19 protein-coding genes are annotated in these 22553 nt (G+C 57.6%); 16 read left to right on the top strand and 3 right to left on the bottom strand.

Annotated elements, in window-relative coordinates:
• Positions 1-54: 54 nt before the first annotated feature.
• Both AFK67_RS13330 and AFK67_RS13325 read left to right on the top strand, forming a co-directional pair.
• The gene (locus AFK67_RS13330) at positions 55-417 is read left to right on the top strand and encodes a type II toxin-antitoxin system RelE/ParE family toxin (protein ID WP_007731981.1); all 363 of its coding nucleotides are present in this window, start codon (positions 55-57) and stop codon (positions 415-417) included.
• Positions 404-700: a helix-turn-helix domain-containing protein gene (locus AFK67_RS13325; protein ID WP_007731980.1), complete on the top strand. Its 297-nt coding sequence runs from the start codon at positions 404-406 to the stop codon at positions 698-700. The genes AFK67_RS13330 and AFK67_RS13325 overlap by 14 nt, the downstream gene beginning before the upstream one ends.
• Before the next feature lie 5 nt (positions 701-705).
• Here AFK67_RS13325 and yegD read toward each other — a convergent pair whose 3' ends face one another.
• A complete protein-coding gene (gene yegD / locus AFK67_RS13320; protein ID WP_038883250.1) occupies positions 706-2058 on the bottom strand; it encodes a molecular chaperone in 1353 nt (450 codons plus the stop codon).
• 135 nt (positions 2059-2193) lie between these two features.
• Here yegD and alkA point away from each other — a divergent pair, with 135 nt between their 5' ends.
• The gene (gene alkA, locus AFK67_RS13315) at positions 2194-3042 is read left to right on the top strand and encodes a DNA-3-methyladenine glycosylase 2 (RefSeq protein ID WP_007731976.1); all 849 of its coding nucleotides are present in this window, start codon (positions 2194-2196) and stop codon (positions 3040-3042) included.
• Here alkA and AFK67_RS13310 read toward each other — a convergent pair.
• Complete coding sequence (locus AFK67_RS13310; RefSeq protein WP_007731974.1) at positions 3032-6415, bottom strand: diguanylate cyclase; 3384 nt, start codon at positions 6413-6415, stop codon at positions 3032-3034. The two genes, alkA and AFK67_RS13310, sit on opposite strands and share 11 nt — an antisense overlap.
• Positions 6416-6715: 300 nt before the next feature.
• On the opposite strand from AFK67_RS13310, the gene udk reads away from it, so the two are divergent.
• The 3 genes from udk to asmA all read left to right on the top strand — a co-directional run bounded on the left by udk (position 6716) and on the right by asmA (position 9894).
• Positions 6716-7357 (top strand): uridine kinase, encoded by a 642-nt coding sequence (udk, locus tag AFK67_RS13305; protein ID WP_004386755.1) that lies wholly within the window; start codon positions 6716-6718, stop codon positions 7355-7357.
• An 83-nt stretch (positions 7358-7440) separates the two neighbouring features.
• Positions 7441-8022: a dCTP deaminase gene (dcd, locus tag AFK67_RS13300; protein WP_004386756.1), complete on the top strand. Its 582-nt coding sequence runs from the start codon at positions 7441-7443 to the stop codon at positions 8020-8022.
• 30 nt (positions 8023-8052) lie between these two features.
• A complete protein-coding gene (gene asmA, locus AFK67_RS13295; RefSeq protein ID WP_038883254.1) occupies positions 8053-9894 on the top strand; it encodes an outer membrane assembly protein AsmA in 1842 nt (613 codons plus the stop codon).
• A gap of 51 nt (positions 9895-9945) precedes the next feature.
• Here the strand turns inward: asmA and AFK67_RS13290 are convergent, their stop codons facing one another.
• A complete protein-coding gene (locus AFK67_RS13290; RefSeq protein WP_007731967.1) occupies positions 9946-11538 on the bottom strand; it encodes a TerC family protein in 1593 nt (530 codons plus the stop codon).
• A 733-nt stretch (positions 11539-12271) separates the two neighbouring features.
• Between AFK67_RS13290 and AFK67_RS13285 the strand changes: the two genes are divergently transcribed.
• The 10 genes from AFK67_RS13285 (at position 12272) to gmd (ending at position 22553) form a co-directional block, all read left to right on the top strand.
• Positions 12272-13411 (top strand): polysaccharide export protein, encoded by a 1140-nt coding sequence (locus AFK67_RS13285; protein ID WP_038883256.1) that lies wholly within the window; start codon positions 12272-12274, stop codon positions 13409-13411.
• A gap of 5 nt (positions 13412-13416) precedes the next feature.
• The gene (gene wzb, locus AFK67_RS13280) at positions 13417-13860 is read left to right on the top strand and encodes a low molecular weight protein-tyrosine-phosphatase Wzb (protein WP_032967632.1); all 444 of its coding nucleotides are present in this window, start codon (positions 13417-13419) and stop codon (positions 13858-13860) included.
• Between the two features lie 2 nt (positions 13861-13862).
• A complete protein-coding gene (gene wzc, locus AFK67_RS13275; protein ID WP_007731958.1) occupies positions 13863-16025 on the top strand; it encodes a tyrosine-protein kinase Wzc in 2163 nt (720 codons plus the stop codon).
• 188 nt (positions 16026-16213) lie between these two features.
• The gene (gene wcaA, locus AFK67_RS13270; protein WP_032967631.1) at positions 16214-17059 is read left to right on the top strand and encodes a colanic acid biosynthesis glycosyltransferase WcaA; all 846 of its coding nucleotides are present in this window, start codon (positions 16214-16216) and stop codon (positions 17057-17059) included.
• A gap of 2 nt (positions 17060-17061) precedes the next feature.
• Positions 17062-17550 carry a colanic acid biosynthesis acetyltransferase WcaB gene (gene wcaB, locus AFK67_RS13265; protein ID WP_085958847.1) on the top strand — a complete coding sequence of 163 codons (489 nt, stop codon included), beginning with the start codon at positions 17062-17064 and terminating at the stop codon, positions 17548-17550.
• Positions 17547-18764: a colanic acid biosynthesis glycosyltransferase WcaC gene (gene wcaC, locus AFK67_RS13260; protein ID WP_038883257.1), complete on the top strand. Its 1218-nt coding sequence runs from the start codon at positions 17547-17549 to the stop codon at positions 18762-18764. Before wcaB ends, wcaC begins: the two co-directional genes overlap by 4 nt.
• Positions 18739-19959 (top strand): colanic acid polymerase WcaD, encoded by a 1221-nt coding sequence (gene wcaD, locus AFK67_RS13255; RefSeq protein WP_007750202.1) that lies wholly within the window; start codon positions 18739-18741, stop codon positions 19957-19959. Before wcaC ends, wcaD begins: the two co-directional genes overlap by 26 nt.
• Before the next feature lie 14 nt (positions 19960-19973).
• The gene (gene wcaE, locus AFK67_RS13250) at positions 19974-20726 is read left to right on the top strand and encodes a colanic acid biosynthesis glycosyltransferase WcaE (RefSeq protein ID WP_007731946.1); all 753 of its coding nucleotides are present in this window, start codon (positions 19974-19976) and stop codon (positions 20724-20726) included.
• A gap of 22 nt (positions 20727-20748) precedes the next feature.
• Entirely contained in the window at positions 20749-21297 is a 549-nt protein-coding gene (gene wcaF, locus AFK67_RS13245) for a colanic acid biosynthesis acetyltransferase WcaF (RefSeq protein WP_007731945.1), read from the top strand.
• Between the two features lie 134 nt (positions 21298-21431).
• Positions 21432-22553, top strand: a complete 1122-nt coding sequence (gene gmd / locus AFK67_RS13240) for a GDP-mannose 4,6-dehydratase (RefSeq protein WP_004386768.1) — start codon at positions 21432-21434, stop codon at positions 22551-22553.

The following is a 22553-nucleotide window of genomic DNA, read 5'->3' as shown; positions in this document are numbered from 1 at the left end:
TATTAAAGTATGGTTTTGTGCTCGGATATAAACTATAGTTTATGAGGGATGGGTATGACATGGACGGTGATTTTTACCCCGCATTTTTATAAGTGGTATCAAAAACAGCCAGAAGGATTACAGGATCGTATCGCCGCGCTGTTATGGAATTTACGCCACAGCGGCCCGTTGGTCGGGCGTCCGCTGGTGGATACGATAAAAGGCTCGCGGATCCCCAATCTGAAAGAGCTGCGCGTTCAGTATGGCGGTTCGCCGTGGCGGGTATTTTTTGCCTTTGATCCAACCCGTCAGGCTGTGGTGCTGTGTGCAGGCAACAAGCGCGGTCACAAAGATTTTTATAAAACCTTAATCACGCAGGCGGAGACGGCGTTCTTCCAGCATCTACAAATAATGGAGTGTAAAAATGAAAACGCTTGATAATGTGATGGCGGAGTTTACGCCAGAGCGGCAGGCTGAGATCCTGCGCATGGCCGATGAAATCGCCCTTGAACACGGGCTGCCGCGCCTTCGCGAAGAGCGAGCCTTCTCGCAGCAGCAGCTGGCGGCGTTAATGGGCGTCACGCAGCCCGCTATCGCCGCCATCGAACAGCGCGGAAAGGAGATAAAACTGTTAACGCTTAAACGCTATGTCGAAGCGCTGGGCGGCAAGCTGTCCCTGCTGGTTGAGCTGCCCGAAGGCAGCAAAATCATTCCTGTTTAACGCGGTTACGCAAACACCACCTGCGCCCAGCGTGCGAGCCCGGCGGTGACCGAGCCGAAATCATCGCCGCCCTGAACCGGAATGCCCGGCAGCTGGGTTTGCAGCGCCTCGCGAATAAGCGGCGAACGCGCGCTGCCGCCGGTGAGGTAAATGACATCCGGACGTTCATTACTGGTATCCAGCGCCAGCGTCACCTGCTCCAGAATGCGCTGCAGCGGCGGGTTCAGCGCGAGCGCCAGCGCCTGCTGCGTGATGTCGCAGCTGAGATCGGCGGCGATAAACGGCAGCGCGGTCCGGCACTCCGGAGCCTGCGAAAGCGCGATTTTGCTCTCTTCCGCCGCCCGCACCAGCCGGTAGCTGAGACGCTGACGCCAGACCTTCTGCAACAGCGCCACTTTTTGCGGCTCGCGGGCGTCACGCACTAAATCCGCCAGCAGGCGGCCGCACGCGGCGCTGTAAAAGTCGCTCTGCGCCGGAACATCGTTGATAGCGCACGCGTTCCACCATGGCAGCACCGGCAGCGAGGTGCCTTTTTCCGTTTCGCCGCCCATGCCGAGCAGCGGCATCAGCTGTTTAAACGCCAGCGCGATATCCAAATCGTTACCGCCGACGCGACAGCCGCTGTGGCCCAGCAGGCTCTGATCCCGGTCGCGGCGCGCGCGCCACTGCGGGCCCATCAGCAGTAGCGAGCAGTCGGTAGTGCCGCCGCCGATATCCACGACCAGCACGCGCTGCTCCTGGCGTAGCGTGGCTTCGAAATCCAGGCCGGCTGCGACCGGCTCATACTGAAAGACGACGTCGCGAAAACCGGCACGGTGCGCCGCGCGCTCAAGGATGCCCTGCGCCTGCTGGTTGGCGTCATCGCCGCCGAGCCCCTGGAAGTTAATCGGGCGGCCAATCACCGCCTGGTCTATCTCCGCGTTCGCCTGTTCCTGCGCCGTGTTGCGGATATGCACCATCATCGCGCAGACCAGATCTTCAAACAGCGCAACCTGCTGCGGCTTCAGGCCGCTGGCGCCGAGAAACGATTTCGGCGACTTCACGAACCAGACCTCTTCCGGGTCGTCCATATACTGGCGCAGCGCACTCAGGCCGAACTGCACGCTGGCGGGCGTCACGTCGATGCTCTCTTCGCGGTTATAGCTGACCGCGCGGCGCAGCAGCGCCTGCGTTTCTGCGCCGCTCGCCTCGACGTTCTGATGGCGGTAGAGCCACTCGCTCACCGCTTCGCGCACCGGCGCGCCAATCATCGATGGCAGTAGCGTCGAACCCTGCTCAAGCGGCAGCATCTGCGGCGCGCCGTCGCGCATAATGGCCACCGAACAGTTCGCGGTGCCGTAGTCAAAACCGATAAACATTCACATTTCCCCATGCCGTGAAGAAGGGGGGCGACTTTAGCGAAATGTCGCGTCGGCGGCAATATGGAATAACCGCGCAAGGCAAAAAAAGGCCGCAGCGATTAAGCTAAAGAAATCAAAAACAAAGGAGACGCTATGTTTACGCTTCGCTATCAGCCGCCTTACGACTGGCCGTGGATGTTACGCTTTCTCGGCGACCGTGCCGTGGCGGGCATTGAAGAGGTGAGCGAAACCCGCTACCGGCGCACGCTGGCGATCGGCGCGCATCAGGGGTGGTTTAGCGTCACGCCGCACCCGGAAGACGCGACGCTTGCGCTCACCCTGAGTGACGGGCTGCTGCCGGTGGCGGACGAGGTGCAGGCGCGCGTGGCGCGCCTGTTTGATTTACGCTTCGATCCTGCCCCGATGCTGGAGACGCTCGGCCTGCTCGCCGCTGCACGGCCAGGGCTGCGCCTGCCAGGCTCGGTGGATGTGTTCGAACAGGGCGTGCGCGCCATTCTCGGGCAGCTGGTGAGCGTGGCGATGGCGGCGAAGCTGACCAGCAAAGTAGTGCAGGCGATCGGCACGCCGCTTGAAGACGGCAGCGGCTGGCGCTTTCCCACGCCCGAAGAGATGGCGCGCGCGGAACCCGCCGCGCTCAAAGCGCTCGGAATGCCGCTGATGCGGGCGGGCGCGCTTATTCAGCTTGCGCATGAGCATCTCGACGGGCGGTTTCCGCTCACCTGTCCGCAGGATGTGGCGGCGGGCGTGAAAGCGCTGACGCAGCTGCGGGGTATCGGCACCTGGACTGCCAATTACTTCGCGATGCGCGGCTGGCAGGCGCCCGACGTTTTTCTGCCGGACGACTATCTGATTAAGCAGCGTTTCGCGCCGATGACGCCCGCGCAGATCCGCCGCTATGCCGAACGCTGGCAGCCGTGGCGCACCTACGCGCTGCTGCACATCTGGTACGCCAGCGACTGGCAGACGCCGGTCAGTGAATAGAAAAGTAGCTGGTGGCGAGCCGGGCGGCGAGGGATTGCGTCTGGGCCACCGTTTCGCCATACACCAGATCGATACCCATGCTGGCGAGCGTCTCCAGCAGCGACTGCTGATCGGCGGGCCCGGCGATAGTTTCCAGGCCGAGACGGCGCGCGTTGCCCATCACGATGGTCAGCAGCATCTCGTCCATCAGGCTGGCGTGCGCGTCCATCACCAGATCGCTTGCCACCATAATGTAATCGGCGCACTGCGCGCAGATATGCTCGAACACTTCCAGCTCGCGGCCCACGTGGCTGAGCACAACCCGGCAGCCCGCTTCGCGCAGGCGCAGTAACTGACGGCGCGCGGTCGCGGCGTCCTGCGTCAGTACTTCGCTGCTGACGATAAAATGCAGCAGGCGTGGCGGCAGGTGGCTTGCGTCAAGCTGCGCCAGCAGCGCGTCAAGGCGCTGCGCGTTTAACAGCGTTGCGCCGGAGAGCGTCAGCGCGACGCCGACGCCTTTTGTCGCCACGCAGGCGGCGTGATCACGGAAGAAATCGGCCAGTAGACGCGCGTCCAGCGCCTGCAACAGTTCAGGATCGCTAAGCCCGGCGCGGAAGCTGTGCTCTTCGATCATTTCGCCTTCGCTGGTCCACAGCCGCAGCGACAGCAGCCAGAAGGTCGCGGTTTCCGGCACGCGCGGCGAAGCCACCGGGCGCACCATCAGTATCTGATGGTGTTCGGTTATCATGCGCTGCTGTTCATGGGCGGTGAGGGTGCCGCGGCCATTGTGCTGCTGGTGCGGCTCGTAGACCGTCACCACGCCGCGCCCGGCGTTTTTCGAGGTATAGCAGGCGATATCCGCCTGGGACATCACCTCCTGCGCCTGGTTATTCGCGGCCTCGATAATCGTGATGCCCGCGCTGGCGCCGATGCGGTGCAGGCGGCTCTCCCAGACGAACGGATATTCGTTGATGGCCGCCACGATGCGCTCGGAGATGGTGCGGGCGTTCTCCAGGCTGCAATCCGGCAACAGCAGGCCGAACTCGTCGCCGCCGAGGCGCGCCAGCACGTCGGTCGTGCGCAGCATGCCGAGCATCAGGGAGGCGAGCTCGCGCAGCAGCGCGTCGCCCGCCGCGTGCCCGGCGGAGTCGTTCACCGCTTTAAACCGGTCGAGATCGATATAGACCAGCGCGTGGCGCTGGTGCGTGTCGCTGACGCTTTGCAGCAGGCGTTTCAGGTGCGCTTCAAAGCTTACGCGGTTGGCAAGATGCGTGAGGGCGTCATGCGAGGCGCTGTAGCTGAGCTGGCGCAGCATTTTGCGCGACTCCGTCACATCGTGGATAACCAGCACCGAGCCGATGTTTTCCCCCTCCAGCGTGCTCAGCGGGGTAATGGTGTAATGAATATCGTAATTACCGCCGCTGCGGCAGTGCAGCACCACATCCTGATCGATGCCGGTGCTGGCGTGCGTGGCGTCGCCGCTGTGAATATCTTCAAGCAGCGGGCCGTTATCGCCAAAGGTAATGCGTAAAATCGCGAGCACCGGCTGGCCGATGGCCTCTTCCTGCCGCCAGCCGCTCATCTTCTCCGCCACCGGGTTCATAAAGGTGACATTCATAGCGACATCGGTGCAAATCACCGCCTCGCCGATGGAGTCGAGCGTGATGTGCAGACGCTCTTTTTCCTGGAACAGCGCTTCGTTGAGCTGTTTCACCTCGGTCATATCCATATTAATGCCGAGCAGGCGTTCCACTTCGCCCTGTTTATTGAGCACCCGGTTGGCGAGCGCGCGAATATGGCGCACGCCGTTTTTCACCTGGATGCGAAACTCCAGTTTAAACGGCACGCGGGAGCGCAGCGCCTCCTGAATGGTAGCTTCGGCCTGGGCGACATCTTCTTTTAAAAGCCGCGATTTCCACAGCTGGTACGTCGGGCGGGTGTGCGGCGGCACTTCGTAGAGCTCGAACATGCGCTGATCCCAGGCGATAACCTCAGTGCCAAGCTCCCATTCCCAGATACCGATGCCGCCCGCTTCGTTAGCAAGCGTGATGCGCTCCATCAGGCGCTTATTCACCCACTCGGTGCGCTTAAGGTCGGTGATATCTTCTATCTGGGCGATAAAGTAGAGCGGCGAGCCGTCGCGCTGGCGCACGATAGAAACCGCAAGCAAGGCCCAGACGACGTCGCCCGCGCGGGTGTAGTAGCGTTTTTCCAGCGAATAGTTGTTCATCTCGCCGTTCAGCAGTTTTTCCACCAGCGCCATATCGGCGTGCAGATCTTCCGGGTAGGTGAGCTGCTGAAAACTCATGCTGGCGAGCTGTTCCGGCGTGTAGCCGAGAAACGTGCAGAGCGCTTTATTGACCTGCAAAAAACTGCCTTCGGTGGAGACCAGCGCCATGCCGATGGCGGAGTATTCCATCGCGTTGCGAAAACGCGTTTCGCTCTCGGTGATGAGCTTGCGCTCTTCCCGCGAGGCGTACATCACCATCGTCATCACGTTGGCGGGCAGCAGGATCATTAAAAACGGCAGCCAGGGCGCGTTTACCACGATGCCTTCATGGGGTAAATCGAGCAGCGTCGGATTGGAGGCGATAACGAACGAGACCATCATGACCGTCGCGAGAAAGACCGTGAACGCCTCCAGGCGCGGCAGACGAATGGCGCTCCACATCAGCAGCACAATCACAAACGTGAACGGCCACGGCAGATAGTGCAGCGCCAGCCAGCTGCAGAGTAACGTGATGCACAGCGTCGCCAGGCTTTCGGCCAGCAGACGCGGACTGCGATGACGCAGCAGATAGCGCGCTTTAAAAAGCAGGCCGAGCGGCACCAGCGCCAGCGCGCCGATGGTTTCCGATAAAATCCACACCAGAAATACGCGCAGCGTCACCTCATGCTCGCTGATGACCGCGAGCAGGCAGCCGCCCACCAACGGCGGCAAAACAGCGCTGGCGAGCGCGAGCCGCAACCAGTTGTTGAGGTTTTTAAGCGGGTTATACCAGGGCAGGAGTTTACGCAACAGCGTCGCGCCCACCAGCGCCTCGATAATATTAATGACGGTATAGAGGGGCTCAAGGTGACCGGGCGGAAAGAGCGTCAGCGTCGCCAGCACCGTGCCTGCGCCGCACACCAGTGCGATGGGCACCCACATACGCAAGGCGTGGCGAAAGAACGCCACCATCATGATGGAGGTCGGGAACCACAGTGGGGCCAGCAGCGTGTCGTAAAGCGTCAGCTCAAGCGAAAAGAGCGTAAAAATATAAGTCAGTAGTCCAAGGCTTACTAAGCGCAGCAGTGGATGTGGCGTGGCCGCCAGCTCCTGCTTGTTCTTTTTTTTGGTCATTACCACATAATCCGCATAGGCATTGCCGTCAGGTGCAATACCCGGACGCATCAGGAAAAATGTTTCGGTTATGCTAGTACAAACAATTTACAATTCCTATGGCGGCCGCTCATAAATTAACTGTGGTGAATAATAAAAAGCGCGCCGCAGAACTTTCGCCTTGCTTACTGGCTGTTTACGCAGCAAAAAACCGTCGTTTTGCCCCGCCGGAGGCAACAGAATTTGCGCACTTATTCTCACGATTGCAGCATCGACTGGTATCGATTTAGCGAAATCCCTATAATTGCCGCGTCTGGCGCGACGGCGTCACCCTTCCTTTTCTCTTTATTATGTAAACCAGGTCGCTAATTTATGACTGACAAGTCCCATCAATGCGTCATCATCGGCATCGCCGGCGCATCGGCTTCAGGTAAAAGCCTTATCGCAAGCACCCTCTATCGGGAGCTGCGTGAACAGGTCGGTGATGAACACATTGGTGTTATTCCAGAAGACAGCTATTACAAGGATCAAAGCCATCTGTCCATGGAGGAGCGGGTTAAAACCAACTATGACCATCCCAACGCGATGGATCACAACCTGCTGTTTCAACACCTGCAAATGCTGAAAGCAGGTAAACCCATTGAGCTGCCGGTTTACAGCTACGTGGAACACACCCGTACCGCGCAAACGGTACATATCGAACCGAAAAAGGTGATTATTCTGGAAGGGATCCTGTTGCTCACCGACGCGCGTCTGCGCGAAGAGATGAATTTCTCGATTTTCGTCGATACCCCGCTGGATATCTGCCTGATGCGCCGCATTAAGCGCGACGTCAACGAGCGCGGGCGTTCTATGGACTCCGTGATGACGCAGTATCAGAAAACGGTGCGTCCTATGTTCCTGCAGTTTATTGACCCGTCCAAGCAGTACGCCGACATCATCGTGCCGCGCGGAGGCAAAAACCGCATCGCTATCGATATCCTCAAAGCGAAAATCAGCCAGTTCTTTGAATAAGCTGCGTTTTGCGTGTACCGTTCCAGAAGTAACTCTCAGGCTTTCGGCGTTTGCCGGAAGCCTGAACACATCAGGAGAGTGTAATGCGTCTTTGTGACCGAGATATTGAAGCCTGGCTGGACGAAGGTCGCCTGGCGATCACCCCGCGTCCGCCGGTGGAGCGCATCAACGGCGCCACGGTGGATGTGCGTCTTGGCAATAAATTCCGCACCTTTCGCGGCCACACCGCCGCGTATATCGATTTAAGCGGCCCGAAAGATGAAGTGAGCGCGGCGCTCGATCGCGTGATGAGCGATGAGATTGTCCTGAACGACGGCGAAGCGTTCTTTCTGCATCCGGGCGAGCTGGCGCTGGCGGTGACCTATGAGTCCGTCACGCTGCCGGCGGATCTGGTGGGCTGGCTTGACGGGCGCTCGTCGCTGGCGCGCCTCGGGCTGATGGTGCATGTCACCGCGCACCGTATCGATCCGGGCTGGCAGGGCTGTATCGTGCTGGAGTTCTATAATTCAGGAAAGCTGCCTTTAGCCTTACGCCCTGGCATGTTAATCGGCGCGCTAAGCTTCGAGCCGCTTTCCGGTCCGGCGGCACGGCCTTACAACCGCCGTCAGGATGCGAAATACCGCGATCAGCAGGGTGCTGTCGCCAGCCGTATAGACAAAGACTAAACGCCTGCGGGCCGGTCTGCAGAGGATGCCATGAGACGAGTTCTGACCACGCTGATGATCTTACTGGTGGTGTTTTTCGCCGGTCTCTCCGCGCTGGTGATGCTGGTAAATCCCAACGATTTTCGCAGTTACATGATAAGCCAGGTAGAACGGCGCAGCGGCTATCAGCTTAAGCTTGATGGCCCGCTGCGCTGGCACGTCTGGCCGCAGCTCAGCATTCTCTCGGGCCGGATGAGCCTCACCGCGCCGGGCGCCAGCCAGCCGCTGGTGAGCGCCGATAACATGCGTCTTGACGTGGCGCTGTTCCCACTGCTGTCGCATCAGCTCTCTGTGCGTCAGGTGATGCTGAAAGGCGCGGTGGTGCAGCTGACGCCACAGAGCGAGGCGCGACGCGAACCTGGCGCCCCGGTCGGGCCGAAAAACAGCGCCCCGCCGGTGGAAGATACCCGCGGCTGGTCGTTCGACATCGCCCGTCTCAAAGTGGCCGACAGCGTGCTGGTGTTCCAGCATAAAGATGATGAACAGGTCACCGTTCGCAACATCAATCTGCAAATGGAGCAGAACGAGCGCCACGACGCGCAGCTGGAGTTAAGCGGCAAAGTAAGTCGCGACCAGCGCGATCTCACGCTGTCGCTCTCCGCCGCGCTGAACGCCGCCGATTACCCGCAGACGCTGAACGCGACCGTCTCGCAGCTCTCCTGGCAGCTGCACGGCGCGGATCTCCCGCGCGACGGCATCCAGGGCGAAGGCACCTTCCAGGCGCGCTGGCTGGAGGCGGAAAAACGCCTGGAATTCAGCGCGCTGAACCTTAAAGCTAACGACAGCCAGCTTGCCGGGCAGGGGAGCGTAACGCTCGGCGACGCGCCCGCGTGGGATCTCGATTTACACTTCAGCGCGCTCAATCTCGACCATCTCCTGGCGCCGGATCCGGCCACCACCACCGCCGTTGCCCAGCAGGGCCAGCAGAGCGCGCTGCCGCGTCCGGTTATCGCCGCTGAAGTGGAAGAAGCGCCCTATACCGGGCTGCGCGGTTTCAACGCCAGCGCGCGTATTCAGGCTGACAGCGTGCGCTGGCGCGGGCTTGCCTTCAGCGATGTTAACGCCGATATGCGCAACCAGGCGGGGCTGCTGGCGCTGAAAACGCTCAGCGGCAAGCTGGGCGCGGGCGAACTGTCGCTGCCGGGCACGCTGGACGCCCGCGAAGATGTGCCGGACGCGCGTTTTGCCGTGAACGCTAAAAATATTGAGGTGGGCGAGATCCTGCGCGCCTTTAATTACCCGATCGCGCTGACCGGCAAGATGAACGTCAACGGCGCGTTTCGTGGCGATCGCATCGATGCGCAGGCGTTTCGTGAAAACTGGGAAGGCGAGGCGGCGCTGAGCCTGACCGGCAGCCGCATGGAAGGGCTTAACTTCCAGCAGCTGATCCAGCAGGCCGTGGAGCGCAGCGGCGGCGGCGTCAGCGCGCGTGAGGATTTCGACAACGCCACCATGCTCGACAGTTTCACCACGCACGCGACGCTGGATCACGGCGAGCTGGCGCTTGACGAGATGCAGGGGCGTTCATCGCTGCTGACGTTAAGTGGCGAGGGCACGCTTGATCTCGTGCGCGAGCAGTGCGACACGCGCTTTAAGGTACAGGTGACCGACGGCTGGCAGGGCGATGACAAACTGGTGCAGTGGCTCAAAGCCACACCGGTGCCGCTGCGCGTTTACGGCTCCTGGAAAGCGCTCAATTATAATTTGCAGGTCGATCAGCTGCTGCGTAAGCATCTGCAGGATGAAGCGAAGCGCCGCCTGAGCGACTGGAGCGAGCGTCACAAAGGCAGTAACGACGCGCAGGATGTGAAAAAGCTGCTCGATAAACTCTGACGCGATGTCGGCGTCTGGAAAAGCGGCCCTGGCGGCCGCTTTTTTATGGGCTTATACGTCTTCTGGCATCACGTCATCAGGTACGGTCTCAGCGATAATCTGCACCTTCTGAATCCGGTGATGCTCCACCTTGAGGGTTTTCAACTGATAGTGCCCGACGTTGAGCGTTTCGCCGACCCCCGGAATGCGCTGTAAATACTCCATCATCAGCCCGGCGAGCGTGTGGTATTCGCGCTTCTCATCCAGCGGCAGCGGCACATACTGAATTAAATCTTCCAGCGGCATATGGCCGTTGGCGGTCCAGCTGCCGTCGGCGTTTTTCTGAATGTCGTGGCGCGCGTCAATCTCTTCCACTTCATTGGGCAGGTTGCCGGCGATGGTTTCCATCACATCGCTCAGCGTCACCACGCCCTCCACCGAGCCAAACTCATCCACCACAAACGCGAAGTGGGTACGGGCGTTGCGAAACTGCTCCAGCGCTTTTAACAGCGGCAGCCCTTCCGGGAAGACCAGCGGCTGGCGCACCAGCACGCGCAGATCGAGCGGCTCGCCGCGCAGCGACTGTTGCAGCAGGTCGATGATATGCACTACGCCGAGCAGGTCGTCATCGTCGTCCTCTTCGCTGCGCACCACCACGCGGGTGTGTTGATTGCGCTCCAGCAGGGCGCGCACCTGTTCTTCCGGGGCGTTGATATCGATATGTTCGACATCGTGACGCGAGGTCATGATGCTGCTGACGCTGCGCTGATTGAGGTTCAGCACGCGCTCAATCATCAGCTGCTCCTGGAGATTAAACAGCGGATGGTTATCGTAGTCGGCAAGCAGCGAGGCGGTCTGCGGATCGAGATCGGCATCTTCTTTCTTACCGCTGATAAGGCGCATCACGGCTTCGGTGGTGCGCTGGCGCAGCGTCTGGTTAGCGGTGGAGAGAAAACGGCGGCGGTTGAAAATCGCGAGCTGGTTAAGCGCCTCGATAATAATAGAAAAGCCAATCGCCGCGTAGAGATAGCCTTTCGGAATATGAAAGCCGAAGCCGTCGGCGATAAGGCTAAAGCCAATCATCAACAGGAAGCTCAGGCAGAGAATAACAATCGTCGGGTGATTGTTCACAAAGCGCGTCAGCGCCTTGCTCGCCAGTAGCATCAGCGACACGGCGATAATTACCGCGGCCATCATCACCGCCAGGTGATCCACCATGCCCACGGCGGTGATCACCGAGTCGAGCGAGAACACCGCATCGAGGATGACGATTTGCGCCACCACCGCCCAGAATTTCGCGCCGCGACGCTGTGTCGGGTTGGCCGTGTCTTTGCCTTCGAGCCGTTCGTTAAGCTCGACGGTCGCTTTAAACAGCAGGAAAAGCCCGCCGAGCAGCATGATTAAATCGCGCGCGCTGAAGCTGAAACTTTTGATAGTCAGCAGTGGCGTGGTGAGCGTCACCAGCCAGGAGACCGAGGCGAGGAGGCCGAGGCGCATCACCATCGCCAGTATCAGCCCGGTGACGCGCGCGCGGTCGCGCTGGGCGGGGGGCAATTTTTCAGCAAGGATGGCGATAAACACCAGGTTATCGATTCCGAGAACCAGCTCCAGCACGATAAGCGTGGCCAGACCTGCCCAGATAGAGGGGTCGGCAATCCATTCCATATGAGGTCAGTTACCTTTTAAGATAAATAGCAGTCTGATGATCCTGGATAAATCGCCCTTAAATTGCAATGCGAGGCAGAATAATCTTAACGATGAGCAGTGGCGGGAATTTAACCAAAAATGGCAAATTAATGCTAATAAGTAGCCAGATGCCATATTCTGGTCATAATGAAAAAGAATGAAATAATACTTTTACCCAGATATATCTTAATTAGATTCTTCGGGTAGTTTATTCCCGCCTGCCTGTCAACATGAAGAAAATCCTAAAAGCAATAAAATGCGCTGTTCATATTATTCTTAAAAACAGCCTTGCAACGGTGCGTTAACTTGCCTGCCAAAACTTTAGCTGCAACAATCCATTCAGCATTTCTTATTCCCACCGGCACACAAGATTTTTTCTTTGTGCGTAATGGATGAGCGGTGCGCCAGCGTAATGAACCGTCTCTTTCAATAAGATAAATCCAATTGGAAGAGGCTTCACAGGGGTGTGTCAATATAACCGTCTGTTTTTGCAGTAGATTGGTAACTGAAAGCCAAGGGCGGTAGCGTGCCTGAAGTCTGTCAATTAGCCTCAATTATTCTGTCAATAGTATATGGGTAAATAAGCGACTTTTAGGAATGATTCCAGTTATATTCTGGCGCCTGACGCCGCATTCTTGATGCAGGAACAAGCGGTACGGTGGCTTATTTTAAAGGGTCAGAATAATTACTCTGCCAAAGTGATAAAAATTCAATGATGAAATCCAGACTGAAATTGATGCCTTTATTGGTGTCTGTAACCTTGATGAGCGGTTGCACTGTTTTTCCCGGCAGCAATATGTCTACGATGGGAAAGGACGTGATCAAGCAACAGGATGCAGACTTTGATCTAGACCGGATGGTGAACGTATATCCGCTGACGCCACGACTGGTAGAACAATTACGTCCTCGTCCGAATGTCGCTCAGCCTAATATGTCTCTCGACCAGGAGATTGCCAGCTATCAGTATCGCGTAGGGCCAGGCGACGTGCTGAACGTCACCGTCTGGGATCACCCGGAGCTCACTACGCCTGCGGGTCAGTACCGCAGCTCCAGCGATACCGGCAACTGGGTGCAGCCAGACGGCACCATGTTCTATCCCTACATTGGCAAGGTCCATGTGACCGGCAAAACGCTCGCTGAAATTCGCAGCGATATTACCGGCCGTTTAGCGCAGTACATCGCTGACCCGCAGGTGGACGTTAATATCGCCGCATTCCGTTCGCAGAAAGCGTATGTCTCAGGCCAGGTGGCGAAATCAGGCCAGCAGGCTATTACCAACGTGCCGCTGACCGTACTTGACGCGATCAACGCCGCAGGCGGTCTGACGGACGCCGCCGACTGGCGCAACGTGGTGCTGACCCATAACGGGCAGGAGCGCCGCATCTCCCTGCAGGCGCTGATGCAAAACGGCGACCTGAGCCAGAACCATCTGCTCTATCCGGGCGACATCTTATTCGTTCCGCGCAACGACGACCTGAAAGTCTTTGTCATGGGCGAAGTGAAGAAACAGAGCACGCTCAAAATGGACTTCAGCGGTATGACGCTGACCGAAGCGCTCGGCCAGGCCGAAGGCATCGATCTGACGACGTCTAACGCCAGCGGCATCTTCGTTATCCGTCCTCTGCGTGACGATAAACAGCGCGGCGGCAAGATTGCCAACATTTACCAGCTTGATATGTCTGATGCGACTTCGCTCATTATGGCGACGGAGTTCCGTCTGCAGCCGTATGACGTGGTCTATGTCACCACCGCACCGGTGGCGCGCTGGAACCGTCTTATCAACCAGTTGCTGCCGACCATCAGTGGCGTCCGTTATATGACGGATACGGCAAGCGACGTTCACAACTGGTAATGCGTATGTTTAACAAAATTCTTGTGGTTTGCGTGGGGAACATCTGTCGTTCCCCGACCGCGGAGCGATTGCTTAAACGCTACCTGCCGGAAGTGACGGTAGCGTCCGCCGGGCTCGGCGCGCTGGTGGGGAAGGGGGCTGATGCCAGCGCGGTCAGCGTGGCGGCCGCGCACGACCTCTCTCTGGAGGGCCATGAGGCCCGCCAGATAACCAGCGCGATGTGCCGCGATTACGATTTAATCCTCGCAATGGAAAAGCGTCATGTCGCCTCGATTTGCGAGATGGCGCCGGAGATGCGCGGCAAAGTGATGCTGTTTGGTCACTGGGACGACCAGCGCGATATTCCCGACCCGTATCGTAAGAGCCGGGACGCCTTTGAGGCGGTTTACGCACTTCTGGATCACTCTGCCCGCCAGTGGGCGCAGGCACTGAAAACGCAGCAGGGATAACGATGACTGATAAAGTGAGACATTCTGCCGCCCCGGTGGAGGGCGGCGACGAGATAGATATTGGACGCCTTGTCGGCACCGTGGTGGAAGCACGCTGGTGGGTGCTTGGCATTACGGCGCTGTTCGCGCTGGGCGCGCTTATCTATGTGATGTTCGCTACCCCCATCTACAGCGCCGACGCGCTGGTACAAATTGAGCAGAATCAGGGCAACTCGCTGGTGCAGGACATCAGCACGGCGCTGCAGAACAAGCCGCCGGCGTCCGATGCGGAGATTCAGCTGATCCAGTCCCGTCTGGTGCTCGGCAAAACCGTGGACGATCTGGATCTCGACATCGCCGTTGAGAAAAAGACCTTCCCGCTGTTCGGCTCCGGCTGGGAGCGGCTGATGGGTCGCGCTAACGAGACCATCAAAGTGACCAGCTTCGACCAGCCGCAAGGCATGGCGCAGGATGAGTTCACCGTCGCGGTTCTCGGCCCGAAACAGTATCAGCTCACCAGCAGCGGCGGCTTTAGCGCCCGTGGTGAAGTGGGCAAACCGCTCAGCAAAGATGGCGTCAAAATGACGGTCGCGGAGATTCACGCCCAGGAGGGCAGCGAATTTACCGTCACGAAATACTCGACGCTCGGCATGATTAACCAGCTGCAAAACAACCTGACGGTGACCGAGACCGGGAAAGACACCGGCGTGTTGAGCCTCACCTATATGGGTGAAGATCGCGATCAGATCCGCGATATCCTTAACAGCATCACCCGCAACTATCTTGAGCAGAACATCGAGCGTAAATCGGAAGAAGCGGCCAAGAGCCTGGCGTTCCTCGCCAAACAGCTCCCGGAAGTGCGCTCGCATCTGGATGTCGCGGAGAACAAACTCAACGCCTACCGTCAACAGCAGGACTCCGTAGACCTGCCGCTGGAGGCCAAAGCGGTGCTGGATTCGATGGTCAACATCGATGCCCAGCTTAACGAGCTGACCTTTAAAGAGGCGGAAATCTCCAAGCTCTACACCAAAGCGCACCCGGCGTACCGCACGCTGCTGGAAAAACGCCAGGCGCTGGAAGATGAGAAAGCCAAGCTCAACAAACGCGTTACCGCGATGCCGAAAACCCAGCAGGAGATCGTGCGTCTGACCCGCGACGTGGAGTCTGGCCAGCAGGTTTACATGCAACTGCTGAACAAACAGCAGGAGCTGAAAATCACCGAGGCGAGCACCGTGGGCGATGTGCGCATCGTCGACCCGGCAATTACCCAGCCGGGCGTGGTGAAGCCGAAGAAAGCGCTGATCGTGCTGGGCAGCATTATTCTCGGCCTGCTGCTCTCTATCGTGATTGTGCTGCTGCGCTCGCTGTTTAACCGCGGTATCGAAAGCCCGATGGCGCTGGAAGAAGCCGGTATCAACGTCTATGCGAGCATCCCGCTCTCCGAGTGGCAGAAGTCGCGCGACAGCGTGAAGACCGTCAAAGGCGTCAAACGTTTCAAACAGAGCCAGTTGCTGGCCGTGGGCAACCCGACGGATCTCGCCATCGAGTCTATCCGCAGCCTGCGCACCAGCCTGCACTTCGCCATGATGCAGGCGCCGAACAACGTGCTGATGCTGACCGGCGTGAGCCCGTCTATCGGTAAAACGTTTGTCTGCGCCAACCTGGCGGCGGTCATCAGCCAGACCCACAAGCGCGTGCTGCTGATCGACTGCGATATGCGTAAGGGCTACACCCACGAGCTGCTGGGCACGACTAACGTTAACGGTCTTTCCGACGTGCTGGCAGGGCAGGGCGACATCAGCCGCTGCGCGCAGAAGACCTCTGTGCCGGGCTTCGACCTGGTGCCGCGCGGTCAGGTGCCGCCGAACCCGTCAGAGCTGCTGATGAGCGAACGCTTCGCGGAGCTGGTGAAGTGGGCGAGCGCCAACTACGACATGGTGCTTATCGATACGCCGCCGATTCTCGCGGTGACCGATGCCGCCGTGGTGGGGCGTCACGCTGGCACCACGCTGATGGTGGCGCGCTACGCGGTCAACACGCTTAAAGAGGTGCAGACCAGCCTGAGCCGCTTTGAGCAGAACGGCATCCAGGTGAAGGGCGTTATCCTCAACTCTATTTTCCGTCGCGCGACGGGCTATCAGGACTACGGCTACTACGAGTACGAATACAAATCGGATCATAAGTAGCAGCGTTACCCCTCACCCTGCCCTCCCGCGTCCTGCGGGAGGGGAAGCCACCTCAACGGCATGCGTCATTTCTTCTTAGTCAGAACGGGAGAGGGCGGGGCGAGGGCAATGAATACGGCACAGCCCACTGCGGCTGCGCCCTTGCGGCAACGTGCATCACTTTCCATTTAGCATTCGGAGACACCACAATGACCAGCACAGCGCGCCCATTAGTTTCTGTATACATGCCGACGTGGAATCGCCAGCAACTGGCTATCCGGGCTATCAACTCCGTGCTGCGCCAGGACTATGACAACTGGGAGCTCATCATTGTCGATGACTGCTCCAGCAACTGGGAACAGCTGCAAAACTTCGTTCTGGCGCTTAACGATCCGCGCGTCAGCTACACGCGCAACGATTTCAACTCCGGCGCGTGCGCGGTGCGCAACCAGGCCATTTTGCAGGCGAAGGGCGATTTCATCACCGGCATCGACGATGACGATGAGTGGATGCCGAACCGTCTGTCGGTCTTCCTCGCGCATAAAGATAAGCTCAATCATCACGCGTTTCTCTATGCCAACGACTATCTGTGCGAAGGCCAGGTTTACTCGCAGCCCAGCAGCCTGCCGCTGTATCCGAAATCGCCATGGTCGCTGAAGCTCTTTTACAAGCGCAACATCGTCGGCAACCAGGTATTTACCTGGGCCTGGCGGTTTAAAGAGTCGCTGTTTGATAACGAGCTGGCCGCCGCCCAGGACTACGACATGTTCCTGCGTATGGTGGTGACCTACGGCGAGCCGTGGAAAGTGGAAGACGCGACGCAGATCCTGCATATCAATCACGGCGAAATGCAGATAACCAAATCCGCGAAAAAGTTTGCCGGTTATTTCCACTTCTACCGCAAACATAAAGATAAATTCGACCGCGCAAGCAAAAAGTATCAGCTCTTTACGCTCTATCAGATCCGTAATAAACGCATGAACTTGCGCACGTTGCTGACGCTGCTCTCGGTTCGTAATACCAAACGTCTTGCCGACAGCCTGCGGGGGAAATAATGCTGCTTGAGGATCTGCGCGCCAACTCATGGAACCTGCGCCCCTGCTGCATGGTGGTCGCCTATCGCATCGCGCACTTCTGCTCGGTGTGGCGCAAAAAAAACGTACTGAACAACCTGTGGGCGGCGCCGGTGCTGCTGCTCTACCGCTTTTTTACCGAATGCTTCTTCGGCTATGAAATCCAGGCTGCCGCCACTATTGGCCGCCGCTTCACCATCCACCACGGTTATGCCGTCGTTATCAATAAAAACGTGGTGGCGGGCGATGATTTCACCATTCGCCACGGCGTCACCATCGGCAACCGCGGCGCGGACAATCTCGCCTGCCCGGTTATCGGCAATGGCGTGGAGCTGGGCGCGAATGTGGTGATGATTGGCGATATCACCATCGGCAATAACGTGACCGTCGGCGCGGGCAGCGTGGTGCTGGACAGCGTGCCGGACAACGCGCTGGTGGTGGGCGAAAAAGCGCGGGTGAAGGTAATTAAATGAATATTTTACAATTTAATGTCCGCCTCGCAGAAGGCGGCGCGGCAGGCGTGGCGCTGGATCTTCACCAGCGCGCCCTGCAACAAGGGATGCGTTCTCGTTTTATTTACGGTTACGGCAAGGGCGGTAAAAAAAGCGTCAGTCATGATAATTTCCCGGAAGTGGAAAAACATACGCCGCGACTCACCTCCATTGCCAATATCGCGCTGTTTCGCTTCGTAAACCAGGATCTGTTTGGCTCCCTTGACGGGCTCTATCGCCGCGTCACGCGGACCGACGAGCCGGTAGTGCTGCATTTTCATGTCCTGCACAGCTACTGGCTGAATCTCGATAAGGTGGTGGCATTCTGCCAGAAGCTCAAAGCGCATAAGCGCGATGTGAATTTCGTCTGGACGCTGCATGACCACTGGAGCGTGACGGGCCGCTGCGCGTTTCTTGACGGCTGCGACGGCTGGAAAACCGGCTGCCAGAAATGCCCGACGCTGGACAACTATCCGCCGGTCAAAGTTGACCGCGCACGAAGCCTGGTGGACAGCAAGCGTCAGCGCTTTCGCGACATGCTGGCGCTCGGCTGCCATTTTATTTCGCCAAGCCAGCACGTGGCGGACGCCTTCAACAGCCTCTACGGGGCGGGGCGCTGCAAAATTATCAATAACGGTATCGACGTGGCGACAGAAGCCATTCTCGCCGAACTCCCGCTGATGGCGCCGGGCACCGGCGCGCCGAAAATCGCGGTCGTGGCGCACGATTTACGCTACGACGGTAAAACCAATCAGCGCCTGGTGCGTGACCTGGTGGCGCTCGGCGATAAAGTCGAAGTACATACCTTCGGCAAGTTCTCGCCGTTTGAGGGCGCGAACGTGGTGAACCACGGCTTCCTCACCGATAAGCGCAAGCTGATGAACGAGCTGAACCAGATGGACGCACTGCTGTTTACCTCGCGCGTCGACAACTACCCGCTGATCCTGTGCGAAGCGCTCTCGATTGGCGTGCCGGTTATCGCCACCCACAGCGAGGCGGCGCAGGAAGTGCTGCATAAATCGGGCGGTAAAACGGTCGATGAAGACGAGGCGTTGCGGCTTGCGCAGCGCGGTAAAGCGCAGATCGCCGAAGCCGTCTTCGGCACCACGCTTGAGGCCTTCCGGGCGCGCAGCCGGGAAGCGTACAGCGGCCAACAGATGCTGGAGGAATATGTCTCGTTCTATCAGAATCTGTAGCTATCTGCTGCTGCCGTTCATCTATCTGGTGGTGAACGTGAAACTGGCGCAGCTCGGCGAGAGTTTTCCGATTACGATTGTGACGTTCTTGCCGGTGCTGCTGCTGCTGTTCGTGGACAAGATAAACCTGAAAAAGCTGATGATCGCCCTGGGACTTGGCGCCGGTCTGACGCTTTTCAACTATCTGTTCGGTAAGTCGCTCGACGCCAGTAAATATGTCACCTCGACGATGCTGTTTCTCTACACGGTCATCATTATTGGGATGACCTGGAGCATCCGCTTCAAGACGATTTCGCCGCGTAACTACCGCAAAATCCTGCGGCTGTTTTACCTGGTGGTGGGCTTTATTGTCACGCTGGCGGCGCTGGAGATGGCCCAGATTATCCTCACCGGCGGCAGTAGTCTGATGGAGAACATCTCGAAGCTCCTCATCTACAGCAACAGCTATGTACTCAATTTCATTAAGTTTGGCGGCAAGCGCACCACGGCGATGTATTTCGAGCCGGCGTTCTTCGCTCTGGCGTTAATCTCAATTTGGCTCAGCATCAAACAGTTTGGTATCAAAACCCCAAAAACCGATGGTATGATTCTTTTAGGGATAGTCTTATCGGGTTCGTTTTCGGGCGTGATGACATTTATCCTGTTTTATTTGCTTGAGTGGGCGTTTCAGTATCTTAATAAAAACGCGATTCGTAAAAAGTTGCCGCTGGCAATTGTTTCCCTGGCTGTCTTTATCGTGGGCGTGGTGTTCGCCTTCCCGTATATCGCGGAGCGTATCGGTGATTTAGGCACAGAGGGTTCGTCATCCTATTATCGCATCATCGGCCCGTTGGTCATGGTGGGATATTCGCTGACGAATATCGATGGTGTAGTGCGTTTTGGTTCGCTTTACGAATATGTCGCATCATTCGGAATTTTTAACGGTGCGGACGTCGGGAAAACAATAGACAATGGGCTCTACCTGCTAATCATTTATTTCTCATGGTTTGCAGTGTTACTGACCGGCTGGTATTTGTTCAGGGTCGGGAAAATGATGATTAACGCTTTTGGTAATAATCAGAATTTTCGTGTACAGCTGTGGTTATTTACACCTGTATCCCTGTTTTTTACCGGTTCGATTTTTAGCCCGGAATATGCGTTCTTAATTGTTTGTCCGTTTATTCTGCGTAAAGCGTTAAACATTACAGATTCCTGATGAGGTAGGCCCGGATGCTTTTAAGTGTAATTACTGTCGCCTGGCGCAATTACGAAGGGGTGGTGAAGACCTGGCAGTCCCTGGCCCACCTGGCGCAGGCGCCCGAGATTGAGTTTGAATGGATTGTGGTGGACGGTGCCTCCAACGACGGCACCGCGCAGTTCCTGCACGATCTCGACGGTCAGTACAACCTGCGTTACGTCAGCGAAAAAGACAACGGCATATATGATGCGATGAATAAAGGCATCGCTATGGCCAACGGTCGCTTTGCGATTTTTCTGAATTCCGGCGACGTATTTCATCCGAACGTAGCCGATGTAGCGCGCCAGCTGGCCGCTGCGCCTGCCGGTGAAGAAGCGATGTATATTGGCGACGCGCTGCTTGATTTCGGCGACGGCAATAAAGTGCGCCGCAGCGCGAAAAGCGGCTGGTATATTTATCACAGCCTGCCGGCCAGCCATCAGGCCATTTTCTTCCCGGTTTCCGGGCTTAAAAAGTACCCCTACGATCTGCAATATAAAGTCTCATCCGATTACGCGTTAACCGCCAAAATGTATAAATCCGGCTACGGCTTTAAAAAGCTGAAAGGGCTGGTGTCAGAATTCTCAATGGGCGGCGTGTCAACCTCGAATAATCTGGAATTATGCCGGGACGCTAAAAAAGTCCAGCGCGATATATTACGTATTCCCGGGTTATTAACAGAACTTTCTTATTTATTACGCTTGCGTACGACCGGAAAAGCTAAGGCGCTGTATAACAAAGCATAAAGCCTTGCCATAAGGAAAGCATATGCAGGATTTAAGCGGATTCTCGGTGCCGAAAGGTTTCCGGGGCGGGCACCCTATTAAGGTTCAGTTGTGGTGGGCGGTTCAGGCAACGCTGTTTGCCTGGTCGCCGCAAATATTATATCGCTGGCGCGCGTTCTTATTACGGTTATTCGGCGCGCGAATTGGCAAAGGCGTGGTGATTCGCCCTTCGGTGCAAATTACCTACCCGTGGAAATTAACCATCGGCGATTACGCCTGGGTTGGGGATGACGCGGTGCTGTACACGCTCGGGGATATCACCATCGGTGCCAACGCCGTGGTGTCGCAGAAATGCTACCTGTGCACCGGCAGCCACGACTACATGAGCAAGCATTTTGATATTACCGCCGCGCCGATTGTGATTGGCGAGAAGGCCTGGCTTGCGACGGATGTGTTTGTCGCACCGGGCGTGACCATCGGCGCAGGCACGGTGGTCGGCGCGCGCAGCAGCGTGTTTAAGACGCTACCGGCCAACAAGATTTGCCGCGGCAATCCGGCGCAGATCGTACGCGACCGGGTAGAGGGGGAATAACCCTTTACGCCGCAACAGATTTCCCCTCTCAAGCCGAGAGGGTTTGGGAAAGGGGAGCAGGACACTGGTCCCTGAATTAATAAACGGCCTGGTGAGCCAGGCAAAGTCCGATTTAAACAGAGGAAAAACAAATTATGAGTAAAGTTGCTCTCATTACCGGCGTAACCGGACAAGATGGCTCCTATCTGGCTGAGTTTCTGCTTGAGAAAGGGTATGAAGTCCACGGTATCAAACGCCGCGCGTCTTCTTTCAATACCGAGCGCGTTGACCATATCTATCAGGATCCGCACAGCAGCAACCCGAAATTCCACCTGCACTATGGTGACCTGACCGATACCTCCAACCTGACCCGTATCCTGCAGGAAGTGCAGCCGGACGAAGTGTACAACCTGGGCGCGATGAGCCATGTAGCGGTCTCCTTCGAATCCCCGGAATACACCGCGGACGTAGACGCCATGGGCACCCTGCGCCTGCTGGAAGCGATTCGCTTCCTGGGTCTTGAGAAGAAAACCCGTTTCTACCAGGCGTCCACCTCTGAGCTGTACGGTCTGGTGCAGGAAATCCCGCAGAAAGAAACCACCCCGTTCTATCCGCGTTCTCCGTATGCGGTCGCGAAACTGTACGCTTACTGGATCACCGTTAACTACCGTGAATCCTACGGCATGTACGCGTGCAACGGCATTCTGTTCAACCACGAATCTCCGCGTCGCGGCGAAACCTTCGTGACCCGCAAAATCACCCGCGCTATCGCCAACATCGCCCAGGGTCTGGAATCTTGCCTGCACCTCGGCAACATGGACTCCCTGCGTGACTGGGGCCATGCCAAAGACTACGTGAAAATGCAGTGGATGATGCTGCAGCAGGAACAGCCGGAAGATTTCGTTATCGCGACCGGCGTGCAGTACTCCGTGCGTCAGTTCGTTGAAATGGCGGCCGCGCAGCTGGGTATCAAACTGCGCTTTGAAGGCAAAGGCGTCGAAGAGAAAGGCATCGTGGTTTCCGTGACGGGTCACGACGCGCCGGGCGTGAAACCGGGCGACGTTATCGTGCAGGTTGACCCGCGCTACTTCCGTCCTGCTGAAGTGGAAACCCTGCTGGGCGACCCGACCAAAGCACACGAAAAACTGGGCTGGAAACCGGAAATCACCCTGCAGGAAATGGTCTCTGAAATGGTCGCGAAAGATCTCGAAGCCGCGAAGAAACACTCGCTGCTGAAATCTCACGGCTACGAGGTTGCCATCGCGCTGGAGTCCTGA

The sequence above is a fragment of the Cronobacter dublinensis subsp. dublinensis LMG 23823 genome (genome assembly GCF_001277235.1).
Classification (GTDB): domain Bacteria; phylum Pseudomonadota; class Gammaproteobacteria; order Enterobacterales; family Enterobacteriaceae; genus Cronobacter; species Cronobacter dublinensis.
The sequence above is the reverse complement of the archived record's forward strand: the minus strand, read 5'-3'. Positions and strand labels throughout refer to the sequence as shown.

Bases quoted from the DNA above. Each gene is read 5' to 3' on its own strand.
- dcd (WP_004386756.1), top strand. From the start codon at position 7,441: ATGCGTCTTTGTGACCGAGATATTGAAGCCTGGCTGGACGAAGGTCGC.
- yegD (WP_038883250.1), bottom strand. From the start codon at position 2,058: ATGTTTATCGGTTTTGACTACGGCACCGCGAACTGTTCGGTGGCCATT.
- wzb (WP_032967632.1), top strand. From the start codon at position 13,417: ATGTTTAACAAAATTCTTGTGGTTTGCGTGGGGAACATCTGTCGTTCC.
- asmA (WP_038883254.1), top strand. From the start codon at position 8,053: ATGAGACGAGTTCTGACCACGCTGATGATCTTACTGGTGGTGTTTTTC.
- AFK67_RS13285 (WP_038883256.1), top strand. From the start codon at position 12,272: ATGATGAAATCCAGACTGAAATTGATGCCTTTATTGGTGTCTGTAACC.
- AFK67_RS13330 (WP_007731981.1), top strand. From the start codon at position 55: ATGACATGGACGGTGATTTTTACCCCGCATTTTTATAAGTGGTATCAA.
- alkA (WP_007731976.1), top strand. From the start codon at position 2,194: ATGTTTACGCTTCGCTATCAGCCGCCTTACGACTGGCCGTGGATGTTA.
- gmd (WP_004386768.1), top strand. From the start codon at position 21,432: ATGAGTAAAGTTGCTCTCATTACCGGCGTAACCGGACAAGATGGCTCC.
- wcaA (WP_032967631.1), top strand. From the start codon at position 16,214: ATGACCAGCACAGCGCGCCCATTAGTTTCTGTATACATGCCGACGTGG.
- wzc (WP_007731958.1), top strand. From the start codon at position 13,863: ATGACTGATAAAGTGAGACATTCTGCCGCCCCGGTGGAGGGCGGCGAC.
- wcaF (WP_007731945.1), top strand. From the start codon at position 20,749: ATGCAGGATTTAAGCGGATTCTCGGTGCCGAAAGGTTTCCGGGGCGGG.
- udk (WP_004386755.1), top strand. From the start codon at position 6,716: ATGACTGACAAGTCCCATCAATGCGTCATCATCGGCATCGCCGGCGCA.
- wcaE (WP_007731946.1), top strand. From the start codon at position 19,974: ATGCTTTTAAGTGTAATTACTGTCGCCTGGCGCAATTACGAAGGGGTG.
- wcaD (WP_007750202.1), top strand. From the start codon at position 18,739: ATGTCTCGTTCTATCAGAATCTGTAGCTATCTGCTGCTGCCGTTCATC.
- AFK67_RS13310 (WP_007731974.1), bottom strand. From the start codon at position 6,415: ATGCGTCCGGGTATTGCACCTGACGGCAATGCCTATGCGGATTATGTG.
- wcaC (WP_038883257.1), top strand. From the start codon at position 17,547: ATGAATATTTTACAATTTAATGTCCGCCTCGCAGAAGGCGGCGCGGCA.
- AFK67_RS13290 (WP_007731967.1), bottom strand. From the start codon at position 11,538: ATGGAATGGATTGCCGACCCCTCTATCTGGGCAGGTCTGGCCACGCTT.
- AFK67_RS13325 (WP_007731980.1), top strand. From the start codon at position 404: ATGAAAACGCTTGATAATGTGATGGCGGAGTTTACGCCAGAGCGGCAG.